We start from the raw sequence: 24,197 nt of genomic DNA, 5'->3' as shown, positions 1-24,197 counted from the left end.
GCCGGCCTCCCGATGGCCGGTTTCCTGTTCGTCACCGCCTTACGGGGGTCGTCATTTCCCGGGATCACGAACTCGACGTCGAGGGCAGGGCGGGCGCGGGCGCATTGCCGGCAGGCGTGGCCGTGGTCGGGCGCGGACGGTATCCTTCCGACTTTCCACCCGCGGACGGCGTGGCCGGCCGCGTTCCGTTCCGATGCAGAGCACCATCTTGCAGCCCAGCCCTTTGCACGTGCTGTCCATCGTCCCGCCGATGACGCAGCTCAATACGCCTTACCCGTCCACCGCCTATCTCACCGGCTTCCTGCGTTCGCGCGGCATCCACGCGGAGCAGGAGGATCTTGCGCTGGCGCTGGTGCTGCGGCTGTTCTCGCGTGACGGCCTCGCCGCGGTGCGTGCCGCGGTGGAGGCGATGCCGGCGAAGCAGCGCACGCCGATGGCCGCCGGCTTTCTGGAACACTTCGAGCGTTACCACTACACCATCGCGCCGGTCATCGCCTTCCTGCAGGGGCGGGATTCCACCGTGGCGCACCGCATCTGCTCGCGCACCTTCCTGCCGGAAGGGCCGCGCTTCGATGCGCTCGATGTCTATTACGACCCGGAAGGTGGGGACCCGCTGGCCTGGGCGTTTGGCTCGCTGGGCCTGCAGGACCGCGCCCGCCACCTCGCCACGCTCTATCTCAACGACCTCGCCGACGTGCTGCGCGAGGCGGTGGATGCGCGCTTCGAATTCGTCCGCTACGCCGAATCGCTGGCGCGCAGCCAGCCCAGCTTCGAACCGCTGGCGCGCGCGCTCGCGGCGCCGCCGACGCTGGTCGACACGCTGCTGATCGAGCTGGCTGTGGCGGCCATCGAGCGCCACCGCCCGCAGCTGGTGCTGCTGTCGGTGCCGTTTCCCGGCTCGGTGTATGGGGCCTTCCGCATCGCCCAGGCGATCAAGGCCCGCGATCCCTCCATCGCGGTGGCGCTGGGCGGCGGCTTCGTGAATACCGAACTGCGCGAGCTGAAGGACGCGCGGGTGTTCGACTACTTCGACTATGTGACGCTGGACGATGGCGAACGTCCGGTGCTGGCGCTGATCGACCATCTGCAGGGCGGGCGTTCAACGTCGCGCCTGGTGCGCACCTTCGTGCGCGACGCCGACAGCGGCGAGGTCCGCTACGTGAATTTCCCCGAGCCGGACGTCCCCTTCGACGAGGTCGGCACGCCCACCTGGGACGGCCTGCCGCTGGACCGCTATCTGTCCATCCTCGACATGCTCAACCCGATGCACCGGCTGTGGTCGGACGGGCGCTGGAACAAGCTCACCGTAGCGCACGGTTGCTACTGGAAGAAGTGCAGCTTTTGCGACATCAGCCTCGACTATATCTCGCGTTATGAGGGCGCCGCCGCCAGCGTGCTGGTGGACCGCATCGAGGCCATCATCGCCGAGACCGGCCAGACCGGCTTCCACTTCGTCGATGAGGCGGCGCCGCCCAAGGCGCTGCGCGCGCTGGCCGAGGAACTGCTGCGCCGCGGCGTGGCGATTTCGTGGTGGGGCAACATCCGCTTCGAGAAGTCCTTCACCCCGGAGTTGTGCCAGCTGTTGGCCGACAGCGGCTGCATCGCGATTTCCGGCGGGCTGGAGGTGGCCTCCGACCGCTTGCTGAAGCTGATGAAGAAGGGCGTGTCGGTGGATCAGGTAGCGCGCGTCACCCACGCCTTCGCCGAAGCCGACGTGCTGGTCCATGCCTACCTGATGTACGGCTTTCCGACCCAGACGGTGCACGACACGGTGGACGCGCTGGAATACGTGCGCCAGCTGTTCGAGGCCGGCTGCATCCAGTCCGGCTTCTTCCACCGCTTCGCCTGCACGGTGCATTCCCCGGTGGGCAAGAACCCGGACGAATACGGCGTGCGCCTGCTGCCGCTGCCGCCGGTGAGTTTCGCCAAGAACGATGTCGAATTCGTCGACCCGACCGGCGTGGATCACGACGCGCTCGGTGCTGCGCTCAACAAGGCGCTGTACAACTACATGCACGGCATCGGGCTGGATACCGATGTGCGCAACTGGTTTGCCGACAAGGTGCCGCGGCCGCGGGTGGCGCGGCAGTTCATCGCGCGCGCGCTCGCCCAGCAGTAAGCGCCGCCATCGCAACCCCGCTCAATTCAAGCAAGCGATATCCATGAAGATCAATCTCCTTCCCCTCGGCGCCCGCTTCCTGCTCAAGGGCCGCATCCACACCAAGGTCGGGCCGATGACCGCGTCCGATGAAGCGGGGGCCGTCAGCTTCATCCCCAAGCATGCGGTCCTGCAACCTGTGCCGGGTGAGGCACCGCCGGTGCTGCTGGAGGAGTCGCCGAAGGGACTGGACGCGGCGAAGGTGAGGGCGGCTTTCGAGGCCTACCACCAGACCGCGCTGAAGTTGACCGACGCGGCGGGGAAAGCGGCGCTGGAAGAGGCACGCAGGCGCTTTATTGCCGGCATCTGCTGAGAGCCGGCAGGCGCGCGGGGAGGGTTCCCGGCAGCCCGCTTTGGGACTGCCGGGAATGCGTGCACGAAACGCCGCACGCGGAAAGGAGATGCGCAGGGCGCTCCTGCGACCGGGGCGCCCGCGTCAGGACTGCATCAGCGTTGCTGGTTCTGACCGCGTTGCTGGTTTTGATCCTGCTTGGTCTGCTGCTGCTCGGGCTGTTGCTGGTTGGGTTGTTGCTGCTGGCCGGGCTGTTGCTGCTGCCGCCCCGGCTGTTGCTGCTGGGGTTGCTGCTCACGCTGCTGCTTCTGGTCTTGTTGCTGGTTATTTTGCTGGTTCGGCATGATCGTCTCCTCAGGGCAATAGCGCTGGCTGTGCTGCCATCGCTTTGGGAGAGAAGCATTCGGTGTTCCCGGGGAAAGACAGGGGGCGGGCCGGCTGGTGAAGGAAATGTCGTGCAATGGTGCGGCGCTGTGTAAAGAAATTGCACGCTCGTGCCGCGCCGCAGTCCGTTGCAGCGGAAGCCGCCGGCCGCGGCGGCGCCGCGGATTTCCAGTGATCGGCTAGCGGCCCAGCGCGTAGAACTCCGCATTGGGTCGCATGCTGGTCACGTTGGCCAGACGATTGGACATGCCGAAAAACGCGGAGATGCCGGCGATGTCCCAGATGTCCTCTTCGGTGAAGCCGTGGGTTTTCAGCGTGTCGAAATCGGCCTCGCCGACCAGATGCGCGGATTGCGAGACGCGCATCGCGAAATCCAGCATGGCTTTCTGGCGGTCGGTGATATCTGCCTTGCGGTAATTCGTGGCGATCTGATCGGCGATGAGCGGATTCTTGGCGCGGATGCGCAGGATGGCGCCGTGCGCGATCACGCAGTATTGGCATTGATTGGCGCCGCTCGTTGCCACCACGATCATTTCCCGCTCGGCCTTGGTCAGATTGCCCGGCTTTTCCATCAAGGCGTTGTGATAGGCAAAGAACGCGCGAAATTCGTCCGGCCGATGGGCGAGGGTCAGGAAGACGTTGGGAATGAAGCCTGACTTTTCCTGCACCGCCATGATGCGCTCGCGAATGTCGGCAGGCATGTCCTCCAGCCGGGGAACCGGAAAGCGGCTGACGGGGGCTTGGCGGGTCTGCTCCATGTTTCACTCCTCTGCGTGACAAGAATAAATGGACTTGAATGGGCGCTTTCGCGTCGTAGGTATTTAGACCGAGCGTCTAGTCGAGCTTAAAAAAAGGTCAGGCGGGCGGCAAACCCGCAAAGAAGAAATCGGCAAAAACGTCGAGCGGCGCGGCGGATTGCTCGAGCTTGGCGCGCAGCACCGCACCCTCCCAGCCGATCCAGAAGAAGGCGGCGAGTTGTGGCGGATTCGCGCAGGGGGACAGTTCTCCGGCCTGCTGGGCTGCCATCAGACAGGTGGAAAAACGCGTCTGCCAGTCTTCGAAGGTCTCTTTCAGGCTGGCGCGGAAGCTTTCGGGCAGCGCGCCCATTTCCTGCCCGAGGTTTCCGATCAGGCAGCCGCGGCGGTAGGCGTGCCGCGCCATGCCGTCTTTCGCATCGGCGACGAAGGCGCGCAGGCGATCGAGCGGCGAAAGCGCGTCGTTCAGCAGGTGGCGGTCCAGCTTCCTCGCGAAAAACTCGCCATAGCGCTGGATGAGTTCCAGGCCGAAGGATTCCTTGCTGTCGAAGTAATGGTAGAACGAGCCCTTGGGCACGTTTACCCGACCCAGGATTTCCTCGATGCCGGTGGCTGAGAACCCCTTTTCGGTGAGCACTTCCAGGCCCGCACGCAACAGCAATTCACGTGTTCCGATCAGGTCTTCCCGCTGCTTCGGGGGCCTGCCGCGGCGACGGGGGGTAAGGGGCGGCGCATCCATGACGAGATATTGGACTGACTGTCTCGTAAAAACAATCCTTCCCGCGCGCAGCGCATTGTGCCTGCAACGGAGCGGCGGAAACGGAGGCGCCCCCGTGGCCGCCGCTTACTCCGCTTGGAAGCGGCAGGGCATGCCCGTCATGGTGCCGGGCTGGTCGTCGCCCGCTGCGGGGGCGGCGCGGTTCAGCCCGTCACGCCGCGGCGCACCATCTCCACCATCGCGTCGGCAATGTCGCGCGGGCTGCGGCGTCCTTCGCGATACCACAGGTAGATCCAGTTCATGCCGCCGAGCAGGAACAGGCGCAGCAGTGTGCGGTCGGTGCCGGGGGCAACCGGCAGCGCCTTGATGAGGTCACGGAACACTTCCTCGTAGGCTTCGCGGTAGGGCTGGATCTTGGCCAGCAGTTCCTGGTTGCCGGTGAAGGAGAGGCTGTGGCCGGTGATGCGGTCGATCGGCGAGCCTTCGACGATGCCGCTGACGTGTACCTCGCACGCCCGCCGCAGGCGGTCCCACGGATCGCTGCCTTCTTCCGCCGCCGCCTTCACACGCCCCAGCACGCGCTGGAAGCCTTCGCGATGCACCGCCAGGTACAGCTCGTCCTTGGACGGAAAGTAGTGATAGACCGAGCCGGGCAGCAGGCCCACCTTGCGCGCGATGTCGCGGATGGAACTGCGGTCGTAGCCCTGCTCGGAGAACAGTTCGGCGGCGGCGGTCAGGATCACCTGGCGTCGCTCCACCGGCTCGCCGCCGCTGTCGCCGCCAGGCTCGCCGCCGCTGTCGTTGGCGGTTTCACCGCGCGCCAGCCGCGCGCTGAGTTCGCCGCGCTCGAGCAGGCGGCGCTGGTTCTCGGTCAGCACCTCGACGCCGTCACCGGCTTCGTCGGCCAGCGCCTGCAGGCGTTTCACCGCGGTTTCCAGGCCGTGCTTCTGCCAGATGTAGCGCACGCCCGAGGCGGAAATCTGCAGCCCGTCGAGGCGCAGGCGCTCGGCCACCGCGGCCTGGCCGAGTTCCGGTTCGCTGCGGGCGAGTTCGAGGATGCGGCTTTCGACATCGCGATTGTCGTCGGGGGCAGGGGTGCGGGAGAGCGCCTGGTTCATGGTCGATCTGCGAAGTTGGGCCGGCTGTGCGCGGCGTTCGGGGCGGAATCATAGCGAGCGCGGGACGTCGCCGCAGCGCAGGCTTACCCGTAACATAGAACTAACTAATCAATTGAACAAGTGTTTGACAAGCTAGTTTGACGAGGCTACAGTGCAGTCACACCGGCAAGTGCCGGACCGATCGCCAAGAGTGGCACAAGCCGCCGTACCGGTCGGGACGCTGAAGACGTCGAATCAGGAGGAGTCGCAGATGGTCACCCTTTCCCGCCGCCCCGGCGCATTCCGCGCCGCGCCCCATTCCCCACTCGTGCACTGCGCCGTCGCCGGCGCACGCCGCGGCAGCTTCGGCGCGCCCGCGCGCTGAGTTTGCGGCCGGCGTTTCGCCGGTCGTTGTTCACGATCATCGACATCCCGGCCGTGACCGGGAGGGCAGGGGTACGCCATGGATTTTCAGATAGCGCTGTTGCTTGGCCAGGACGGCATCACCAACGGAGCGATCTACGCGCTGCTGGCACTGGCGCTGGTGCTGGTGTTTGCGGTGACGCGGGTGATCTTCATCCCGCAAGGGGAGTTCGTTGCCTACGGGGCGTTGACGCTGGCGATGCTGCAGGCGGGCGCGGTGCCGGCGACGGTGTGGCTGCTGGCCGGGCTGGGTGCGGTGGCGGCGGTGCTGGACGGGCGCGGCGCGCTGCAGTCGGGTAACGCGAAGAAGCTGCCCGGCATCGTCGGCTGGAACCTTGCCTATCCGCTGGCGCTCGCGGGCGTGCTGATGGCGCTGCCGGTCAAGGAGCTGCCGCTGGCGGTGCAGGTGCTGCTCGCGCTCGCGGTGGTGGTGCCGATGGGCCCCTACCTGTACCGCGTGGTGTATCAGCCGATCGCCGCCGCGCCGGTGCTGATCCTGCTGATCGTCTCGGTCGCGGTGCACGTCGGCATGGTCGGCCTCGGCCTGCTCTTCTTCGGCGCCGAAGGCCAGCGCACCCCGGCGTTCTCGGATGCGCGCTTCGAAGTCGGCCCGCTGCTGGTGTCCGGCCAGACGATCTGGGTGATCGTCGCCTCGATCGCGCTGATCGCCGCGCTGTACCAGTTCTTCGAGCGCACGCTGTACGGCAAGGCGCTGCGCGCGACCGCGATCAACCGCGTCGGCGCCCAGCTGATGGGCATCTCGCCCGCGCTCGCCGGCAAGCTCACCTTCGTGCTCGCCGCCTTCATCGGCGCGCTGTCGGGCGTGCTGATCGCCCCGATCACCACCATCTACTACGACACCGGCTTCCTGATCGGCCTGAAGGGGTTCGTCGCCGCCATCATCGGCGGGCTCGGCAGCTACCCGATCGCCGCCATCGGCGCCGTGCTGGTGGGGCTGCTCGAAGCCTTCTCCTCGTTCTGGGCCAGCGCCTACAAGGAAGTGATCGTCTTCACGCTGATCATCCCGGTGCTGCTGTGGCGCTCGCTCACCAGCCATCACCTGGAGGAAGAAGAATGACCGCCCGTCTTCCGATCGAGCCGTCGTCCGCGACCCCCTCCGCCTCCACCCCGGGAGCCTCCACCATGCTTTCGCCCCGCCTCGTGCTCGGCGTCTTTCTCGCGCTGCTGGCCGTGGCCCCGCTGGTGCTGCCGCCGTTCTACGTGACGCTCTTGAACTACATCGGTCTGTACGCCATGGTCGCGCTCGGCCTGGTGCTCTTGACCGGCGTCGGCGGCCTCACCAGCTTCGGCCAGGCCGCCTTCGTGGGGCTGGGCGCCTACACCACGGCGCTGCTGTGCACCGCCACCGATCTGCCCGCCTGGCTCGCCTGGGCGGGCGGCTCACCCTGGCTCGCGCTGGTCGTCGGCCTCGCCTTCACCGCCGTGGTGGCGGTGGTGCTCGGTTCGCTCACCCTCAAGCTCTCCGGCCACTACCTGCCGCTGGGCACCATCGCCTGGGGGATTTCGCTGTACTTCCTCTTCGGCACCATGGAAAGCCTGGGCGGCCACACCGGCCTCACCGGCATTCCGCCGATCTCGATCTTCGGATGGGTGCTCGACCAGGGCGAAGAGATCTACTACCTCATCTGGGTCTTCCTGCTCGCCGCGGTCTTCACCACCCAGAACCTGCTCGATTCCCGCGAAGGCCGCGCGATCCGCGCCTTGAAGGGCGGCATGGTGATGGCCGAAGCGATGGGCGTCGATACCTCGCGCTCGCGCATGATCATCTTCGTGATCGCCGCGCTGCACGCCTGCGCCTCGGGCTGGCTCTACGCCCACATGCAGCGCTTCGTCAATCCGACCCCGTTCGGGCTGCACATCGGCATCGAGTACCTCTTCATGGCGGTGGTCGGCGGCGCCGGTCACGTCTGGGGCGCGCTGGTCGGCGCCGGCGTCATCACCGTGTTGAAGCAGTGGCTGCAGGACCTCCTGCCGCGCCTCTTCGGCCAGTCGGGCAACTTCGAAGTCATCGTCTTCGGCCTGATGATGGTGATCGTGCTGCAACGCGCCCGCGACGGCCTGTGGCCCATCCTCACCAAGCTGGTGCCGGTCAAGGCCAGGCGCAAGACGCTGGACGCCGCCGCCAAGGAACTGCCGCGCCGCGAACTCCCGGGCAAAGGCGAGCTGATCCTCGAAGCGAAGAACGTCACCCGCAAGTTCGGCGGGCTCATCGCCAACAACAACATGAGCCTGGAAGTGAAGGCGGGCGAGATCCTCGCGCTGATCGGCCCCAACGGCGCGGGCAAGAGCACCATGTTCAACCAGATCTCGGGCGTCGACACCCCGACCTCGGGCGAGGTCCTCTTCCGCGGCAAGCCGGTGGCCGGTCACGACTCGCGCGAGATCGCACGGATGGGCATGAGCCGCAGCTTCCAGCACGTGAAGCTGCTCCCGACCATGAGTGTGCTCGAGAACGTCGCCATCGGCGGCCACCTGCGCGGCGACAAGGGCGTGCTCAGCGCCGCCTGGCGCATGGACCGCGAAGAAGAAGCGCGCCTGCTCGCAGAAGCCGCCCGCCAGATCGAACGCGTGGGCTTGGCCGAACACATGTTCGACGAAGCCGGCAGCCTCGCGCTCGGCCAGCAGCGCATCCTCGAGATCGCAAGAGCGCTCTGCTCCGACCCCTGCCTGCTGCTGCTCGATGAGCCCGCCGCGGGGCTGCGCTTCAAGGAGAAGGAAGCGCTCGGCGAGCTGCTGAAGAAACTCAAAGCCGAAGGCATGGCGATCCTCTTGGTCGAACACGACATGGACTTCGTGATGGGGCTGGTCGATCGGGTGGTGGTGATGGAGTTCGGCGAGAAGATCGCCGAGGGCCTGCCCGAAGACGTGCAGAAGGATCCGAAGGTGCTCGAAGCCTACCTGGGCGGGGTGGAGTGATGGCGAACGAAACGAAGAACAAGGTGCTGGAGATCCAGGACCTGTGCGTGGCTTACGGCAAGGTCGAAGCCTTGACCAACGCCAACCTCACCGTGGGCGAAGGCCAGATCGTCACCGTGATCGGCCCCAACGGCGCGGGCAAGACGACGATGCTCTCCGCGATCATGGGGGTGCTCAACTCCAAGGGCAAAGTCGCTTTCGACGGCAGCATCGAAGCGGTGCCGGAAGTCGAACGCATGGTCGCGCGCGGCATGAACCTCGTGCCCGAGAAGCGCGAACTCTTCGGCGAGATGACCGTGGAAGACAACCTCACGCTGGGCGCCTTCCAGCGCTACCGCATGGGCAAGCGCGACCACGGGCAGACGATGGAAGAGGTGTATCACCTCTTCCCGCGCCTCAAAGAACGCCGCAGCCAGCTCGCCGGCACGCTCTCCGGCGGCGAGCGCCAGATGCTGGCGGTGGGCCGCGCGCTGATGGCCAAGCCCAAGCTCTTGATGCTGGACGAACCGAGCCTGGGCCTGGCGCCGCTGATCGTGCGGGAAATCTTCCGGATCATCGCGGAGCTGAGAAAGCGCGGCGTGTCGATCCTGCTGGTGGAACAGAACGCACGGGCGGCGTTGCAGGTGGCGGACTACGCGTATGTGCTCGAGACCGGGCAGATCGCGATGGAAGGGCCGGCGGCGCAGCTGAAGGACGACCCGCGGGTGATCGAGGCGTATCTGGGGTTGGGGGGGAAGCATCAGGAGATGCTGGCGACTTGAGGGCGGCACTTGAGCGAAAGGGTTTTGTCCCTCCCCCTTCAAGGGGGAGGTTAGGAGGGGGATGGGTTGGGCTGCCGCCTGACCCCATCCCCACCCCAGCCCTCCCATTGAAGGGGAGGGGGCAAATCAGGCCAGCCCAGGAGTCTTCGCTTCGCTCCGCCGCTCCGGCGGCGCAGAGCGATGCTCTGCGAAACCCCGCCTACGCCCCCTTGAAGGGGAGGGGGAAAACCGCTCACCCCCTCCATACAAGAACGAATGCAGGCCAGGCAGTAGAAGGAAACAGCAGCAACACCACAAGAACGGCACTCATGCCGTCGGCGGTAGAGGTGAAAGCAGGCCGGACTGCGGTCCGGCATCCATCCTTAGGAGGAATCATGAAGTTCAAGAAACTTGCAGTGGCAGTCTCGGTGGCATCCCTGTTCTCCATGCCGGCCTGGGCCGACATCAACGTGGGGATCACCGTGTCCGCCACCGGTCCCGCGTCCGCGCTTGGCGCGCCGCAGAAGAACACCGTTGCGCTGCTGCCGGCCACCATTGCCGGTGAGAAAGTGAACTGGATCGTCCTCGACGACGCCACCGACCCGACCCAGGCCTCCAAGAACGCCAAGAAGCTGGCCGAGGAAGACAAGGTCGACGTCATCATCGGTTCCTCCACCGTGTCCAACACCATCGCGGTGACCGAGGTTGCGGTCGAGTCCAAGACCCCGCTGCTGGCCCTCGGCCCGGTGGCGACGCTGCCGCCGGAGAAGGATCACTGGGTGTTCCGCATGCCGCAGCACAACCGCATCATGGCCGGCGCCATTGCAGAGGACATGGCGGCCAACGGCGTCAAGAGCATCGGCGTGATCGGCTTTGCCGACCCCTACGGCGAGAGCTTCATGGCCGAAATGAAGAAGGCGGCCGATGCCAAGAACATCCCGCTGACGGTGACCGAGAAGTTCAACCGCGCCGACACCTCGGTGATGGGCCAGGCGATGAAGCTGATCGCCGCCAAGCCGGACGCGATCCTGATCGTCTCTTCGGGCACGCCGTCGGCGCTGCCGCATTCGACGCTGGTCGAGCGTGGCTACAAGGGCCGCATCTACCAGACCCACGGTGCCATCGGCCGCGACGTGCTGCGCGTGGGCGGCAAGGCGCTGGAAGGCGGCATCTTCGTCACCGGCCCGATCGTGGTCGGCGACCAGCTGCCGGATGCGCATCCGATGAAGGCGGCCATCACCGACTACGTCAAGAGCTACGAGGCCAAGTACGGCGCCGGCACCGTGGGCCCGCAGGGCGCTCACCTGTATGACGCCTATCTGATCCTGAACAACGCCGTGCCGACCGCCAAGGCCAAGGCCAAGCCGGGTACGCCGGAGTTCCGCGCCGCGCTGCGCGACGCCATCGAAGGCACCAAGAACGTGGTGGGTGTGCACGGTGTGTACAACATGAGCGCGACCGACCACTTCGGCCACGACAACCGCGCGCGCGTGCTGGTGAAGGTGGAAAACGGCGCCTACAAGCTGATGCGCGCCGAGTAAGACGACAGGCAAGGGAACGGGGAATCCTATGGAAACGGTGATTCGTGACGTTGGCCGGATGTTTGCCAAGCCGGTCGTCAATGTCGAAACGCGCGGCGATGGTTCGCGCATCCTGCGGTCCGGGATTCCGCTTCCCGACACCTATGCCCGCTGCGTCGGCGAGTGGGTGGAGAAGTGGGGCAAGGAAACGCCCGACCAGCTCTTCCTCGCCGAACGCGATGCGGTCAGCGGCGAGTGGCGCAAGATCACCTGGGGCGAGACCCGCCGCCGGGTGATCGGCATCGCCACCTGGCTGCTCGGCCAGAAGCTGTCGGCCGAGCGGCCGGTGGTGATCCTGTCGGACAACTCGATCGAGCACGCGCTGCTGATGCTGGCGGCGATGCACGTCGGCGTGCCGGTCAGCTCGATCTCGCCGGGCAACTCGCTGATGTCCAGGGACCACGCCAAGCTCAAGGGCAACATCGAGCTGCTGCGTCCGGGGGTGATCTTTGCCGATCCGGTGGAGAAGTTCGCCCCGGCGCTGGCGGCGATCCGCGAATTGCATGACGGCGTGGTGATCGCCGGCCGCAACAGCCAACCCACCGCGGGCACCGTGCCCTTCGCCGAAATCGAAGTGGCGCCGGACGAGGCGGCGGTGATGGCGGCGTTCAACGCGATCACTCCCGACACCATCGCCAAGTTCCTGTTCACCTCCGGTTCGGTCGGCGTGCCCAAGGCGGTGATCAACACCCAGCGCATGATGTGCTCCAACCAGCTCGCCAAGGAGCTGGTGTGGCCCTTCCTCAGGGAAAACCGGCCGGTGCTGGTGGAGTGGCTGCCGTGGAGCCACACCTTCGGCAGCAACCACAACCTCAACATGATCTTGCGCTGGGGCGGCACCATCTGGATCGACGATGGCAAGCCGACGCCGGCAGGTCTCGACAAGACCGTGAAGAATCTCAAGGAGATTTCGCCCACGGTGTATTTCAACGTGCCGCGCGCCTACGACATGCTGGTGCCGCTGCTGCGCGAGGACAAGCAGTTGCGCGAGACCTTCTTCGCGCGCCTCAACCTGATCTTCTACGCCGGGGCCGCGCTGCCGCACCACCTGTGGGAAGGCCTGGAGGATCTCTCCGAGCAGACCACCGGCCACAAGGTGACCATGGTGTCGTCGTGGGGCTCGACCGAGACCGCGCCGATGTGCACCGACTGCCACTTCGAGGCCGAGCGCCCGGGCGTGATCGGTGTGCCGGTGCCGGGCACGGCGCTCAAGCTGGTGCCCTCCGCCGACAAGCTGGAAGTGCGGGTGAAAGGCCCGAACATCTTCCCCGGCTACTGGAAGCAGCCCGACATCACCGCCAAGTCCTTCGATGAGGAGGGCTATTACATGATCGGCGACGCCGTCGAATTCCTCGACGAGCGTTTCCCGGAGAAGGGGCTGCTGTTCGACGGCCGCGTCGGCGAGGACTTCAAGCTTCTCACCGGCACCTGGGTGCATGTCGGCTCGCTGCGGGTGGCGGGCATCGACGCGATGAAGCCGGTGGCGCAGGACATCGTGGTGACCGGCCACGACCGCGACGAGATCGGCTTCCTGGTGTTCCCCAACATTCCGGAGTGCCGGACGCTGTGCCCGGACCTGCCGCCGGACGCCGACATCATCGACCTGCTGCTGAACCCGGCGGTGCGCCAGCGCGTGCGCCAGGGCATGGCGCTGATGAAGCAGATCGGCGGCGGCTCCTCCACCTATCCCTCGCGCGCGCTGCTGATGGCCGAACCGCCGTCGGTGGAGGCGGGCGAGATCACCGACAAGGGCTACATCAACCAGCGCATGGTGCTCAACCGCCGTGCCGACCTGGTCGAGTACCTGTACCAGGACGTGGTGGACAAGACGGTGATCACCGTCCATTCCGCCATCTGAGCCCCCCGAGGAAAACGAGAATGAGCGAACAACTGGTCAAGACTTCGTATGGCGACAGCGAGGCAGGGGACAACATCTACACCATCACCCTGGCGCGCCCGGAGAAGCGCAACGCGGTGAGCGACCGCCTGCTGGCCGCACTCGAAGCCGCCCTGATCGCCACGCCGGAAGGCACCCGCGCGATCATCCTGGCGGGCGAGGGCGAGCACTTCTGCGCCGGGCTGGACCTCGCGGAGCACCAGCACCGCGAGCCCTTCGGCGTGATGCTGCATTCGCGCGGCTGGCACCGCATCTTCGACCGCATCCAGAACGGTGGCATCCCGGTCATCGCCGCGATGCAGGGCGCGGTGATCGGCGGCGGGCTGGAACTGGCGACCGCCACCCATGTGCGCGTCTCCGAACCCAACACGATCTACCAACTGCCCGAAGGCCGCCACGGCATCTTCGTCGGCGGCGGCGCCTCGGTGCGGGTGGCCAAGATCATCGGCCCCGGCCGCATGTGCGAAATGATGCTGACCGGCCGCATCCTCGACGCCGACGAAGGCCTGCGCCTTGGCCTCGCGCACTACCTGGTCGGCCCCGGCGAAGCATTGGCGAAGGCGCAACAACTCGCCCGCCGCATCGCCGAGAACGCGCCGATGGCCAACTGGGCGATGGTGTCCGCCATCTCCCGCATCGACAACATGGCCACCGACGACGGCTTCTTCGTCGAATCGCTGACCGCCGCACTGACCCAGACCAGCCCCGAAGTCGCCGAGCGTATCGGCCACTTCCTCACCCGCAAAGGCAAGGGACCGCAAAAATGAGCAATCCGTACTCCGCCTCCGAAGCCGCCGCGCTGACGACGTCCTACGACGACATCTGGCTGGTGGCCGGCCAGCGCACCCCGTTCGCCGACTACAACGGCGTGCTGCGCGACGTCTCGCCCACCGACCTCGGCATCTACGCCGCGCGCGCGCTGTTCGAGAAGAGCGGCATCCCGGCTTCCGCCATCCAGGCCATCGTCGCCGGCAACATGGCGCAGGCGAGTTTCGACGCCTACTTCATGCCGCGCCAGATCGGTCTGTATTCCGGCGTCAATCCCAACGTGCCGGCGGTGCTGGTGCAGCGCCTGTGCGGCACCGGCTTCGAGGCCATCCTGACCGCCGCCGACCAGATCAAGCTCGGCAAGGCCAAGGTGGCGCTGGCGGTCGGCACCGAGTCGATGTCGCGCAACCCGGTGGCCGCCTACACCCACCGCGCCGGCTTCCGCATGGGCCAGGTGGATTTCCGCGACTTCCTGTGGGAAGCGACCAAGGACACGTCCTTCGGCGGCAGCATGGGTGACACCGCCGAGAACCTCGCCAAGCGCTACGGCATCAGCCGCGAGGAAGTCGACCGCTTCGCCGAGCTGAGCTTCTCGCGCGCGGTGGCGGGCTGGGAATCCGGCTACTTCGACGACGAAGTGAGCGCGGTGGTGAATAGCAAGTGGGATCTGGAAGGCTACAACAGCCGCGGCCTCAAGCTTGCCGACCGTGCCGAGCGCTGCGAGCGCGACGGCCATGTGCGCGCCACCTCTTTCGAAACCCTGCAGAAGCTCAAACCCGCCTTCGGCGGCGTGCAGACCGGCGGCAACAGCTCGGCCATCGTCGATGGCGCGGCGGCGGTGATCGTCGCCCACGGCGACTGGGTGCGGGCGAACGGCGTCAAGCCGCTGGCGCGCATCGTCGCCGGCGCCGCGGTCGCGGTGCCGCCGGAAATCATGGGCATCGGCCCGGCCCCGGCCATCCGCGCTGCGGCGAGGACCGCCGGCCTCACCGTCGGCGACCTCGGCCGCATCGAGATCAATGAAGCCTTCGGCGCCCAGTACCTCGCGTGCCAGCGCGAACTGGGTTTCGACACCGAGCGCGGCAATGTCCACGGCGGCGCAATCGCCATCGGCCACCCGCTGGGGGCCTCGGGCGTGCGTCTGACCACGACCGTGGCGCGCGAGCTGAAGGAAGCCGGGGCGCAGTTCGGCGTGTCGTCGGCCTGCGCCGGCGGCGGGCAGGGCGTGGCGATCGTGGTGGAGAACGCGGGCTGAGAGACGGGCAACCGAATAGGCGACCGCGGTTCTGTTCCTCCCCCTTCAAGGGGGGCGTAGCCAGGGTTTCGGCAAGCACTGCTTGCCGCCGGCGGAGCGGCGAGGCGAAGCCGAGACTACCGGCTAGGAGGGGGATGGGGTTAGAGCGGGCGGAAGCGTATGAAACCCCCATCCCCACCCCAGCCCGGGAGTCTCCGCTTCGCTACGCCGCTCCGGCGGCGCAGAGCGGCGCTCTGCGAAACCCCGCCTGCGCCCCCTTGAAGGGGAGGGGGCAGCACCGGCGGCTCTGCCGGACCCGTATTCCCCTTACTCGCAAGTCGCTCTGGCTCACCCCACGAAACCCCTTGCCTTCCCCTCGACCCAACCGAACACACAGGAAACCGCACATGAAATTCGACAACAACACCTTCATCGTCACCGGCGGTGCCTCCGGCCTGGGCGAAGCCACCGTGCGTGCCTTCCACGCCCAGGGCGCCAAGGTCGTGATCGCCGATCTCAATGTCGACCAGGGCGAAAAGCTCGCCGCCGAACTCGGCGAGCGTACCGTCTTCTGCCGCACCAACGTCGCCGACGAGGCCGATGCCAAGGCGGCGGTCGACACCGCGCTGACGCGCTTCGGCGGCCTGCAGGGGCTGGTGAACTGCGCCGGTGTCGGCACCGCCGGCAAGGTGCTGCCCAAGGACGGCGTGATGCCGCTGGGCGACTTCGCGCGCTGCATCCAGATCAACCTGATCGGCTCCTTCAACATGATCCGGCTGGCGTCGGAAGCCATGAGCAAGGGCGAGCCGCAGGCCGACGGCGAGCGCGGCGTCATCATCAACACCGCCTCGGTCGCCGCCTACGACGGCCAGATCGGCCAGGCAGCGTACTCGGCCTCCAAGGGCGGCATCGTCTCGATGACGCTGCCGATCGCGCGCGAACTGGCGCGCTTCGGCATCCGCGTGATGACCATCGCCCCGGGCCTCTTCATCACCCCGATGATGCGCGGCCTGCCGCCGGAAGTGCAGAAGTCGCTCGGCGAAGCCACGCCCTTCCCGCAGCGCCTCGGCGAGCCGGCCGAGTTCGCCAAGCTCGCCGTCAGCATCGTCGACAACGTCATGCTCAACGGCGAAACCATCCGCCTCGACGGCGCCGTGCGCCTCGCGCCCCGCTAACCCACACACGACACGACCATGGCCCGCAGCAACATCTACCGCATGCGCATCGCCTTCTCCGATTGCGATCCGGCGGAAATCGTCTTCTTCGCCAACTACTTCAAGTGGTTCGATACCGCCAGCCGCGAGTTCTTCACCGCCTGCGGCGTGCCCAGCTGGCGCGACACCAAGGCCCAGCGCGGCATCATCGGCACGCCGCTGGTGGACGTGCAGGGCAAGTTCATGAACTCCGCCACCTACGGCGAGGACATCGAGATCGAGTCCCTGGTGGAGACCTGGAACAACAAGAGCTTCGTGATGCGCCACGTCGCGCGGCGCGGTGACACGGTGCTGTGTGAGGGGCGGGAAGTGCGGGTGTTCGCGATCCAGGACCCGGAGAACCCGCTGCGGATCAAGGCGGTGCCGATTCCGGAGGATATTCGGGCGGCGTGTGAGTAGGGGTGGAATGCGGGCGGTGTGAGGCTGGTTTCGGAGGGCCCGGATTGGCTGCAGGCTCCGCGGTTTCGCTCCCTCCCCTTCAAGGGGGTGAAGCAGGGGTTTCGGCAAGCACTGCTTGTCGCCTGCTGAACGACGGAGCGAAGCGCAGGCTCCCGGGTTGGGGTGGGGATGGGGTTGGCTGCAGCGCTGAACCCAACCCCATCCCCCTCCTAGCCAAGTAGTCTCGGCTTCGCCTCGCCGCTCCGCCGGCGGCAAGCAGTGCTTGCCGAAACCCCGGTTACGCCCCCTTGAAAGGGGAGGAACAACCCCCCTTTCCGCCCTTCCGCGACAGCGCAGCTGAAGCCCCCACCCGAACACCAAAAAAGCACCACAAGGAGACCCTCACCATGTTCGACTACACCGCCCCCCTGCGGGACATGCAGTTCATCCTGAAGGAGCTCGCCGGGCTCGACGCAGTCGGCGCGTTGCCCGGCTGCGAGGAAGCCTCGCCCGATCTGGTTGCCGCCATCCTCGAAGAAGCCGGCAAGTTCGCCGCCGGCGTGCTGGCCCCGATCAACCGTCAGGGTGACGAGCAGGGGTGCAGGCTGGAGGACGGCAAGGTGATTGCGCCGGACGGCTGGCAGGAGGCCTACACCCAGTTCAGCGAATCCGGCTGGATCGGGCTGTCGCTGCCCACCGAGTTCGGCGGCCAGGGCCTGCCCAAGCTGGTGTCCACGCCGGTGTGGGAGATGTGGTTCTCCACCAACATGGCCTTCACCATGCTGCCGCAGTTGAACGTCGGTCAGGCCGAGGCACTGCTGATCGCCGCTACCGACGAGCAGAAGCAGACCTGGCTGCACAAGGTGGTGAGCGGCGAGTGGGGCAGCACGATGAACCTCACCGAACCGCAGGCCGGCTCCGACCTCGCCGCCACCCGCGCGCGCGCCGAACCCGCGGCCGACGGCAGCTATCGCCTGTTCGGCCAGAAGATCTTCATCTCCTACGGCGAACACGAACTCACCCCCAACATCGTGCACCTGGTGCTGGCCCGTCTGCCGGACGCGCCGGCCGGGGTGAAGGGGTTGTCGCTGTTCATCGTGCCGAAGTATCTGGTGAATGCCGACGGCAGCCTGGGCGACAGGAATGACGTGCGCTGCATCTCCATCGAACACAAGATGGGCATCCACGGCAGTCCCACCTGCACCATGAGCTACGGCGACAACGGCGGGGCGGTCGGCTACCTGGTGGGGCAGCCCAACCGCGGGCTGGAAACCATGTTCATCATGATGAACGAGGCCCGCTTCGGCGTCGGCGTGCAGGGCGCGGGGCTGGCCGAGCGCGCCTACCAGTTCGCCCTCGGCTACGCCCGCGACCGCGTGCAGGGCCGCGACGCGGTGAGCGGCGAGGCCGGCAAGCCCATCCTCCACCACCCCGACGTCAAGCGCATGCTGCTCGGCATGCGGGCACGGGTGATGGCGATGCGCGCCTTGCTCTACACCGCCGCCGGCTGGTTCGACTTCGCCCACCACAGCGCCGACAAGGCAGTGGCCGACAAGTACCGCCGCTATGTCGACCTGCTGATGCCGGTGGCCAAGGGCTGGTGCACCGAGGTGGGCAACGACGTCTGCGACGAGGCCATCCAGGTCTTCGGCGGCATGGGCTTCGTCGAGGAGACCGGCATCGCCCAGTTCTTCCGCGACGCCCGCATCATCACCATCTACGAAGGCACCACCGGCATCCAGGCCAATGACCTGATCGGCCGCAAGATCCTGCGCGAGAACGGCGCCACCCTGCGCGAGCTGATCGCCGACCTGAGCGCCACCGTGCTGGCGCTGCGCGAGGACGAGCAGCTGGCCGACATCGCCGACGCCTTCGCCGAGACCATCGACGCGCTCGAAACCGCCGCCGACTGGGTGCTCGCCAATGGCAAGGACCGTCTGGCCGACGTGCTCGCCGGCGCGGTGCCCTTCCTCTACCTGCTCGGCACGGTGGTGGGCGGCTGGCAGCTCGCCCGCGCCGCGCAGGCCGCGCGCCGGCGGCTGGTGGAAGGCGAGGGCGACGCCGCCTATCACGCCAGCCTGATCGAACTCGCGCGCTTCTACCTGGCGACGGTCGGCCCGCAGGCAGCGGCCAACGCCGCCACCGTGGGCGAGGCGGGCGGTGCGCTGACCCGCTTCGACGACAGCGCTTTCTGATGGACGCGAAGGAAGCCGGCGTGCAGACCGCGCACTTCGCCTCGCTCGACGCACTGTCGCGTGCCGTGGGCCGCGAGGTCGCGGTCGGCCGCTGGCTGACGCTGGGTCAGCACCGCATCGACGGCTTCGCCGAAGTGACCGGCGACCACCAGTGGATTCATGTGGATGTGGAGCGGGCGCGGACCGAGTCGCCCTTCGGCGGCACGATCGCCCACGGCTTCCTGGTGATCTCGGCGGCGGCGGCGTCGATGCTGGAGGTGGTCCAGGTCGACGGTGCCGGCATGGCGATGATCTATGGGCTGAACCGGGTGCGCTTCGTCGCCCCCGCGGTGGCCGGAAGCCGGGTGCGGGCCCGTATCGTGCTGGACCAATGGACCCCGCGCGCCGAGGGCGGGCAGGCGGATTGGTCGGTGACGGTGGAAGGTGAGGGCGGCGGCAAGCCGGTGGCGGTGTTTGATTTGATTGTGCGGTATGTGGGGGAGGGCTTTCCGTCCCTCCCCCTTCAAGGGGGAGGGGGCGGAGCCGCTGTCTAGCGCCCTATGGTTTGTTGCCTGGTTTAAACGAGAAACGACAAATGAAGATCCTCGTACCCGTAAAACGCGTGGTTGATTACAACGTGAAAGTCCGCGTGAAGGCGGATGGCAGCGGTGTCGATCTGGCCAATGTGAAGATGAGCATGAACCCGTTCGACGAGATCGCGGTTGAAGAAGCGGTGCGTCTGAAGGAAGCGGGCGTGGCGACCGAGGTGGTCGCGGTGAGCTGCGGCGTGGCGGCCTGCCAGGAGACGCTGCGTGCGGCGATGGCGATCGGCGCGGACCGCGGCATTCTGGTGGAAACCGATGTGGAGCTGCAGCCGCTCGCTGTGGCGAAGCTGCTGAAGGCGCTCGCCGACAAGGAAGAGCCGACGCTGGTGATCCTCGGCAAGCAGGCGATCGACGACGACTCCAACCAGACCGGCCAGATGCTGGCGGCGCTCAAGGGCTGGCCGCAGGCGACCTTCGCCTCCAAGCTGACCCTGGCGGCTGGCAAGGCCACCGTCACCCGCGAAATCGACGGCGGTCTCGAAACGGTGGCGATCAGCCTGCCGGCGGTGGTGACCACCGACCTGCGCCTGAACGAGCCGCGCTACGCGACGCTGCCCAACATCATGAAGGCGAAGAAGAAGCCGCTCGACACGGTGAAGCCGGCCGATCTGGGCGTCGATGTCGCGCCGCGTCTCGCCACGCTGAAAGTGACCGAGCCGCCCAAGCGCAGCGCCGGGGTGCGGGTCGCCGATGTGGCCCAGCTGGTCGACAAACTGAAGAACGAAGCGAAGGTGCTCTGATGGCCATTCTTGTCCTTGCCGAACACGACAACCACACCCTCAAGGCCGCCACGCTCAACACGGTGACGGCCGCCGCCAAGATCGGCGGTGACATCCATGTTCTCGTCGCGGGCAGCAACTGCGCCGGCGCGGCCGAAGCCGCTGCCAAGGTGGCGGGCGTCGCCAAGGTGCTGGTGGCCGACGCCCCGCATCTGGACGCCCAGCTCGCCGAGAACGTGAGCGTGCTGCTGCAGACGCTCGCGCCGGCCTACAGCCACGTGCTCGCGCCGTCGACTTCCGCCGGCAAGAACACGCTGCCGCGCGTGGCCGCGCTGCTCGACGTCGCGCAGATCAGCGACATCGTCGGTGTGGAAGCGGCCGACACCTTCGTGCGCCCGATCTACGCCGGCAACGCGCTGGCCACCGTCAAGAGCGCCGACGCGGTCAAGGTCATCACCGTGCGCACCACCGCGTTCGAAGCAGCAGGCGAGGGCGGTAGTGCCGCGATCGAAGCAGTCGCCACCGGCGCGGATGCCGGCCAGTCCAACCTCGTCGGGCGCGAGATCACCAAGAGCGCGCGTCCCGAACTCGGCGCCGCCAAGATCATCGTCTCGGGCGGTCGCGGCCTGGGCAGCGGCGAGAACTACACCACGCTGCTCGAACCGCTCGCCGACAAGCTCGGCGCCGCGCTCGGCGCGAGCCGCGCGGCGGTCGATGCGGGCTACGTGCCCAACGACTACCAGGTCGGCCAGACCGGCAAGATCGTCGCGCCGCAGCTCTACATCGCGGTCGGCATCTCGGGTGCCATCCAGCACCTGGCCGGCATGAAGGACTCCAAGGTGATCGTGGCGATCAACAAGGACCCCGAAGCGCCGATCTTCCAGGTGGCCGACTATGGACTGGTGGGTGACCTGTTCGAGGTGGTACCGGCGCTGACCGCGGCCTGAGCCGGGCGCGTCAGGACGACGGGGCAGGAGCCGCCGCAGCGGGTTCTCCCCGGACTCCGGCAACCCGTCCGCAGCGGCGCGTTGCACGGCGCACTGCCGCCGCGGCCCCTACGCCGTTCAAAGATTCCCCCGGTGGGCGAAGTCTCCTCTTTCTCTCGCGTCCGCCGGTTCCATACCCGCCGACTGCCTTGCAGTTGCGCGGGTATCTTTTTTGGGGGGGGGCACAAAAGACCCTGCGGTGATCACGGGTTGGGGTAGGCGGACGGAAAGTTTTGGTCCAAAGTACGGGCCTTCCGCCCATTTTGTGCACAGCCGCAATGACCACCGTCGTTCCCGTCGGCCAACTGGCCCAACATCTGCAGGACTCCGATGCCGCGCTGGTGGTGGTGTCCTTCTGCGCCGCCTGGTGCGGCACCTGCCGCGAATTCCGTCCGTTGCTCGAAACGCTCGCCGCCGCCGAGCCGCAGGCGGTGTTCTCGTGGGCGGACGTGGAGGACGACGCGGCGCTGGCAGGCGATATCGACGTCGAGAACTTTCCCACGCTGGCGATCTTCCGCGCCGGGCAGCCGCTGTATTTCGGCGTCACGCTGCCGCAGCCGCAGGTGGTGGCGCAGTTGCTGCGGGTGGCGGCCACCGCCTCGGCGCCGCTGGCGAGCATTCCGGAGGAGCTGACGGAGTTTGCCGACCAGCTCTTCGGCGAGCGTTGAGGGGGCGGCCTGTGGCGGGCGCCGGCTTGCGGGCGGCCGGTGACGCGGCGAGTTTGCGAAGCCGGGATCGGCGGAGGCGCGCCCAGTGAACGCGCTGCTCGTGCAACACGGCCCGATGCTGTGGGTGTTCGGTCTGCTCGCCGCCTGCGTGGCGTGCTTCGTCGCCAACCGGCCGCGCATGGACGTGGTCGCGCTGATCGCGCTCGTGGGGCTGGTGCTGGGCGGCACGCTGAGCGTCGGCGAAGCCCTGGCCGGCTTTGCCGAACCCAGCGTGATCCTGATCGCGGCCTTCTTCGTCATCGGTGGCGCGCTGGTCCATACCGGGGTGGCCTATCGCGTGGGTGACTGGCTGGTGGCGCGCGCCGGCAACAGCGAAACACGGCTGCTGGTGCTGCTGATGCTGGCCGTGGCCGGGCTGGGCTCGGTAATGAGTTCGACCGGGGTCGTCGCCATCTTCATCCCGGTGGCGGTGGGCATCGCCGCGCGCCTTCAGGTTCCGGCGGCGCGGTTGATGATGCCGCTCGCGTTCGCCGCGCTGATCAGCGGCATGCTGACGCTGGTCGGTACGCCGCCCAACATGGTGGTCAGCGGCGAACTCGTGCGCTTTGGCGCCGCCGGCTTCGCCTTCTTCGACTTCACCCCGCTCGGCGCGCTCATCCTCGCCTGCGGCATCGGCTACATGCTGCTGGCGCGGCGCTGGCTGGGCGGCGGCGCCACCGCGGCCGCGAGATCCCGCCCGCGCCGGCGCCTGCGCGAACTTGCCCAGCATTACCGCCTGCTCGACCGCGCGCGGCGCCTGCGGGTGAACGACGATTCGCCGATGATAGGCCGCACGCTCGGCGAGCTGCAGTTGCGCGCGCGCTATGGCGCCAACGTGATCGCGATCGAGCGCGAGCGCCAGTTCGGCCAGCAGATGCTGACCACCGCGGCCAACCGCGAAATCCTCGCCGGCGACGTGCTGCTGGTCGATTTCGCCCGGCCCGACCTCGACATTGCGTCCTTCGTCGCCGAAATGCGCCTGCAGGAGCGCGCCTTCCGCAACGACTACTTCACCGACCTGTCGCGCGAACTCGGCCTGGCCGAGGTCGTGGTGCCGCCGGAGTCGGCGTTGATCGGCAAGTCCATCCTCGACCTGCGGATGCGCTCGCAGCGCGGCATCAACGTAATGGGGCTGCGCCGCAACGGCCAGCCGGTGGAAGACGTGCTGAACGAGAAGCTGCGGCTGGGTGACACGCTGCTGATCGCGGGTAGCTGGAAGTCGATCCGCCTGCTGCACACCCAGGCGCACGATTTCCTGGTGCTGACGCTACCGGCCGAGATCGACGAAGCAGCGCCGGCGGCGCGTCGTGCCCCGCATGCCTTGCTGTGCCTGGCGCTGACGGTGGGCTTGATGATCAGCGGCGTCGTGCCCAACGTCATCGCGGCGCTGATCGGCTGCCTGCTGCTGGGCGCGCTGCGCTGCATCGACATGGACACCGCCTACCGCAGCATCCACTGGCAAAGCCTGATCCTCATCGTCGGGATGTTGCCCTTCGCCACCGCGCTGCAGAAGACCGGCGGCATTGCCTGGATTGTCGACGGCCTGCTCGGGCTCACCGGCGAGGCCTCGCCGCGCGCATTGCTGGCACTGGTGTTCGGGCTGACTGCGGTGGTCGGGCTGTTCATCTCGAATACCGCCACCGCGGTGCTGATGGCGCCGATCGCGATCGGCCTTGCGCAGCAGCTCGGCCTCTCGCCGCAGCCCTTCGGCATGACGGTGGCGCTGGCGGCGTCCGCAGCCTTCATGACGCCGGTGTCGTCGCCGGTGAACACCCTGGTGATCGGCCCCGGCAACTACCGCTTCGGCGACTTCGTGCGGATCGGGGTGCCATTCGCGCTGCTGGTCGGCGTGCTGTGCGTGGCGCTGGTGCCGCTGCTGTTTCCGTTCTGAGCCCCCGCGCAAGGGCCGGCCGCGAGATGGGCTGCGACATTCCACGCCCGGCGGATTGTCACGAACGACACAGTCGCCAACCTGTATCCCAGGAAAATGAGGGGCTTAGCGCTGGCGCGAAAATTGAATCCGCTGCCAGCCGTGCTCATACGCTAGGGAGGCGCCATGTCTGAAATCATCCAGTTTCCGCGTCAGGATGCCGGCAAAAGCTCGGACCTCGAAGCCGTCATCGACAAGGCACTGAAAACCATCCCGGAGAAAGACCGGGAAAAGATCCGCTTCGACCTCATCAAGACGGTCGACAGCTATGACGCCTTCTTCACCGAGTGGTCGCTGAGCCTGCCGGCGGAAGGCGACGAGACGCTGAAGAAGCAGATCTATGACATCGCGCATCAGGAACACGACCGGAAGATGCGCATGCTGGCCGACATCATCCGGCTCAAGATCCAGGTGCTGGTCGCGCAGTATCACCAGCGGCGCTATTGATCCTGGACGTCCGCCGCGGATGTTCCCCGGCCCCCGGTGAACACGGAGGTCCGC

At 67.2% G+C, this 24,197-nt stretch carries 22 protein-coding genes; 18 read left to right on the top strand and 4 right to left on the bottom strand.

What is annotated here, in order from left to right; translation table 11 throughout:
• Positions 1–193 precede the first annotated feature (193 nt).
• Together dqs_RS13115 and dqs_RS13110 are read left to right on the top strand one after the other, a co-directional pair.
• The gene (locus dqs_RS13115; RefSeq protein WP_065340763.1) at positions 194–2,119 is read left to right on the top strand and encodes a B12-binding domain-containing radical SAM protein; all 1,926 of its coding nucleotides are present in this window, start codon (positions 194–196) and stop codon (positions 2,117–2,119) included.
• 43 nt (positions 2,120–2,162) lie between these two features.
• A complete protein-coding gene (locus dqs_RS13110; protein WP_065340762.1) occupies positions 2,163–2,471 on the top strand; it encodes a hypothetical protein in 309 nt (102 codons plus the stop codon).
• Positions 2,472–2,605: 134 nt separating this feature from the next.
• On the opposite strand, the gene dqs_RS13105 is transcribed toward dqs_RS13110, so the two are convergent.
• The 4 genes from dqs_RS13105 to dqs_RS13090 form a co-directional block, all read right to left on the bottom strand.
• Positions 2,606–2,794, bottom strand: coding sequence for a hypothetical protein (locus dqs_RS13105; protein ID WP_050976133.1), 189 nt, complete (start codon positions 2,792–2,794; stop codon positions 2,606–2,608).
• Between the two features lie 219 nt (positions 2,795–3,013).
• Complete coding sequence (locus dqs_RS13100) at positions 3,014–3,592, bottom strand: peroxidase-related enzyme (protein ID WP_065340761.1); 579 nt, start codon at positions 3,590–3,592, stop codon at positions 3,014–3,016.
• Between the two features lie 97 nt (positions 3,593–3,689).
• Entirely contained in the window at positions 3,690–4,328 is a 639-nt protein-coding gene (gene acuR / locus dqs_RS13095; RefSeq protein WP_011766232.1) for an acrylate utilization transcriptional regulator AcuR, read from the bottom strand.
• 182 nt (positions 4,329–4,510) lie between these two features.
• Entirely contained in the window at positions 4,511–5,425 is a 915-nt protein-coding gene (locus dqs_RS13090) for a TetR/AcrR family transcriptional regulator (protein ID WP_011766231.1), read from the bottom strand.
• A 442-nt stretch (positions 5,426–5,867) separates the two neighbouring features.
• Between dqs_RS13090 and dqs_RS13085 the strand changes: the two genes are divergently transcribed.
• The 16 genes from dqs_RS13085 to dqs_RS13010 all read left to right on the top strand — a co-directional run bounded on the left by dqs_RS13085 (position 5,868) and on the right by dqs_RS13010 (position 24,143).
• A complete protein-coding gene (locus tag dqs_RS13085) occupies positions 5,868–6,905 on the top strand; it encodes a branched-chain amino acid ABC transporter permease (RefSeq protein WP_011764047.1) in 1,038 nt (345 codons plus the stop codon).
• A 65-nt stretch (positions 6,906–6,970) separates the two neighbouring features.
• Positions 6,971–8,764, top strand: coding sequence for a branched-chain amino acid ABC transporter ATP-binding protein/permease (locus dqs_RS13080; protein ID WP_065339477.1), 1,794 nt, complete (start codon positions 6,971–6,973; stop codon positions 8,762–8,764).
• Positions 8,764–9,525: an ABC transporter ATP-binding protein gene (locus dqs_RS13075; protein ID WP_011764049.1), complete on the top strand. Its 762-nt coding sequence runs from the start codon at positions 8,764–8,766 to the stop codon at positions 9,523–9,525. Before dqs_RS13080 ends, dqs_RS13075 begins: the two co-directional genes overlap by 1 nt.
• A gap of 374 nt (positions 9,526–9,899) precedes the next feature.
• Positions 9,900–11,045, top strand: a complete 1,146-nt coding sequence (locus dqs_RS13070; protein ID WP_011766229.1) for an ABC transporter substrate-binding protein — start codon at positions 9,900–9,902, stop codon at positions 11,043–11,045.
• A gap of 28 nt (positions 11,046–11,073) precedes the next feature.
• Positions 11,074–12,942, top strand: a complete 1,869-nt coding sequence (locus dqs_RS13065; RefSeq protein ID WP_065340760.1) for a feruloyl-CoA synthase — start codon at positions 11,074–11,076, stop codon at positions 12,940–12,942.
• A gap of 20 nt (positions 12,943–12,962) precedes the next feature.
• Positions 12,963–13,748 carry a crotonase/enoyl-CoA hydratase family protein gene (locus tag dqs_RS13060; protein WP_011766227.1) on the top strand — a complete coding sequence of 262 codons (786 nt, stop codon included), beginning with the start codon at positions 12,963–12,965 and terminating at the stop codon, positions 13,746–13,748.
• Entirely contained in the window at positions 13,745–15,004 is a 1,260-nt protein-coding gene (locus tag dqs_RS13055; RefSeq protein WP_011766226.1) for a thiolase family protein, read from the top strand. Before dqs_RS13060 ends, dqs_RS13055 begins: the two co-directional genes overlap by 4 nt.
• A gap of 386 nt (positions 15,005–15,390) precedes the next feature.
• The gene (locus dqs_RS13050; RefSeq protein ID WP_011766225.1) at positions 15,391–16,158 is read left to right on the top strand and encodes a 3-hydroxyacyl-CoA dehydrogenase; all 768 of its coding nucleotides are present in this window, start codon (positions 15,391–15,393) and stop codon (positions 16,156–16,158) included.
• Positions 16,159–16,176: 18 nt separating this feature from the next.
• A complete protein-coding gene (locus dqs_RS13045) occupies positions 16,177–16,596 on the top strand; it encodes an acyl-CoA thioesterase (protein ID WP_011766224.1) in 420 nt (139 codons plus the stop codon).
• 386 nt (positions 16,597–16,982) lie between these two features.
• Complete coding sequence (locus tag dqs_RS13040; protein ID WP_065340759.1) at positions 16,983–18,770, top strand: acyl-CoA dehydrogenase; 1,788 nt, start codon at positions 16,983–16,985, stop codon at positions 18,768–18,770.
• A complete protein-coding gene (locus dqs_RS13035) occupies positions 18,770–19,303 on the top strand; it encodes a MaoC family dehydratase (protein ID WP_065340758.1) in 534 nt (177 codons plus the stop codon). Before dqs_RS13040 ends, dqs_RS13035 begins: the two co-directional genes overlap by 1 nt.
• Before the next feature lie 41 nt (positions 19,304–19,344).
• On the top strand, positions 19,345–20,094 hold the full coding sequence (locus dqs_RS13030) for an electron transfer flavoprotein subunit beta/FixA family protein (RefSeq protein WP_065340757.1): 750 nt from the start codon (positions 19,345–19,347) through the stop codon (positions 20,092–20,094).
• Positions 20,094–21,020 (top strand): electron transfer flavoprotein subunit alpha/FixB family protein, encoded by a 927-nt coding sequence (locus tag dqs_RS13025; protein ID WP_065340401.1) that lies wholly within the window; start codon positions 20,094–20,096, stop codon positions 21,018–21,020. The genes dqs_RS13030 and dqs_RS13025 overlap by 1 nt, the downstream gene beginning before the upstream one ends.
• A gap of 317 nt (positions 21,021–21,337) precedes the next feature.
• Positions 21,338–21,727, top strand: a complete 390-nt coding sequence (locus dqs_RS13020; protein ID WP_011766220.1) for a thioredoxin family protein — start codon at positions 21,338–21,340, stop codon at positions 21,725–21,727.
• A gap of 85 nt (positions 21,728–21,812) precedes the next feature.
• A complete protein-coding gene (locus dqs_RS13015; RefSeq protein ID WP_011766219.1) occupies positions 21,813–23,657 on the top strand; it encodes an SLC13 family permease in 1,845 nt (614 codons plus the stop codon).
• A gap of 165 nt (positions 23,658–23,822) precedes the next feature.
• Entirely contained in the window at positions 23,823–24,143 is a 321-nt protein-coding gene (locus tag dqs_RS13010; protein WP_011766218.1) for a hypothetical protein, read from the top strand.
• The last annotated feature ends 54 nt before the right edge of the window (positions 24,144–24,197 follow it).

Source organism: Azoarcus olearius, from assembly GCF_001682385.1.
Classification (GTDB): domain Bacteria; phylum Pseudomonadota; class Gammaproteobacteria; order Burkholderiales; family Rhodocyclaceae; genus Azoarcus; species Azoarcus olearius.
The sequence above is the reverse complement of the archived record's forward strand: the minus strand, read 5'-3'. Positions and strand labels throughout refer to the sequence as shown.

What these genes read in the sequence shown, in the direction of transcription:
- dqs_RS13085 (WP_011764047.1), top strand. Translation starts at nt 5,868, where the DNA reads ATGGATTTTCAGATAGCGCTGTTGCTTGGCCAGGACGGCATCACCAAC.
- dqs_RS13010 (WP_011766218.1), top strand. Translation starts at nt 23,823, where the DNA reads ATGTCTGAAATCATCCAGTTTCCGCGTCAGGATGCCGGCAAAAGCTCG.
- dqs_RS13075 (WP_011764049.1), top strand. Translation starts at nt 8,764, where the DNA reads ATGGCGAACGAAACGAAGAACAAGGTGCTGGAGATCCAGGACCTGTGC.
- acuR (WP_011766232.1), bottom strand. Translation starts at nt 4,328, where the DNA reads ATGGATGCGCCGCCCCTTACCCCCCGTCGCCGCGGCAGGCCCCCGAAG.
- dqs_RS13100 (WP_065340761.1), bottom strand. Translation starts at nt 3,592, where the DNA reads ATGGAGCAGACCCGCCAAGCCCCCGTCAGCCGCTTTCCGGTTCCCCGG.
- dqs_RS13030 (WP_065340757.1), top strand. Translation starts at nt 19,345, where the DNA reads ATGAAGATCCTCGTACCCGTAAAACGCGTGGTTGATTACAACGTGAAA.
- dqs_RS13110 (WP_065340762.1), top strand. Translation starts at nt 2,163, where the DNA reads ATGAAGATCAATCTCCTTCCCCTCGGCGCCCGCTTCCTGCTCAAGGGC.
- dqs_RS13020 (WP_011766220.1), top strand. Translation starts at nt 21,338, where the DNA reads ATGACCACCGTCGTTCCCGTCGGCCAACTGGCCCAACATCTGCAGGAC.
- dqs_RS13060 (WP_011766227.1), top strand. Translation starts at nt 12,963, where the DNA reads ATGAGCGAACAACTGGTCAAGACTTCGTATGGCGACAGCGAGGCAGGG.
- dqs_RS13065 (WP_065340760.1), top strand. Translation starts at nt 11,074, where the DNA reads ATGGAAACGGTGATTCGTGACGTTGGCCGGATGTTTGCCAAGCCGGTC.
- dqs_RS13035 (WP_065340758.1), top strand. Translation starts at nt 18,770, where the DNA reads ATGGACGCGAAGGAAGCCGGCGTGCAGACCGCGCACTTCGCCTCGCTC.
- dqs_RS13080 (WP_065339477.1), top strand. Translation starts at nt 6,971, where the DNA reads ATGCTTTCGCCCCGCCTCGTGCTCGGCGTCTTTCTCGCGCTGCTGGCC.
- dqs_RS13025 (WP_065340401.1), top strand. Translation starts at nt 20,094, where the DNA reads ATGGCCATTCTTGTCCTTGCCGAACACGACAACCACACCCTCAAGGCC.
- dqs_RS13050 (WP_011766225.1), top strand. Translation starts at nt 15,391, where the DNA reads ATGAAATTCGACAACAACACCTTCATCGTCACCGGCGGTGCCTCCGGC.
- dqs_RS13040 (WP_065340759.1), top strand. Translation starts at nt 16,983, where the DNA reads ATGTTCGACTACACCGCCCCCCTGCGGGACATGCAGTTCATCCTGAAG.
- dqs_RS13090 (WP_011766231.1), bottom strand. Translation starts at nt 5,425, where the DNA reads ATGAACCAGGCGCTCTCCCGCACCCCTGCCCCCGACGACAATCGCGAT.
- dqs_RS13070 (WP_011766229.1), top strand. Translation starts at nt 9,900, where the DNA reads ATGAAGTTCAAGAAACTTGCAGTGGCAGTCTCGGTGGCATCCCTGTTC.
- dqs_RS13055 (WP_011766226.1), top strand. Translation starts at nt 13,745, where the DNA reads ATGAGCAATCCGTACTCCGCCTCCGAAGCCGCCGCGCTGACGACGTCC.
- dqs_RS13115 (WP_065340763.1), top strand. Translation starts at nt 194, where the DNA reads ATGCAGAGCACCATCTTGCAGCCCAGCCCTTTGCACGTGCTGTCCATC.
- dqs_RS13045 (WP_011766224.1), top strand. Translation starts at nt 16,177, where the DNA reads ATGGCCCGCAGCAACATCTACCGCATGCGCATCGCCTTCTCCGATTGC.
- dqs_RS13105 (WP_050976133.1), bottom strand. Translation starts at nt 2,794, where the DNA reads ATGCCGAACCAGCAAAATAACCAGCAACAAGACCAGAAGCAGCAGCGT.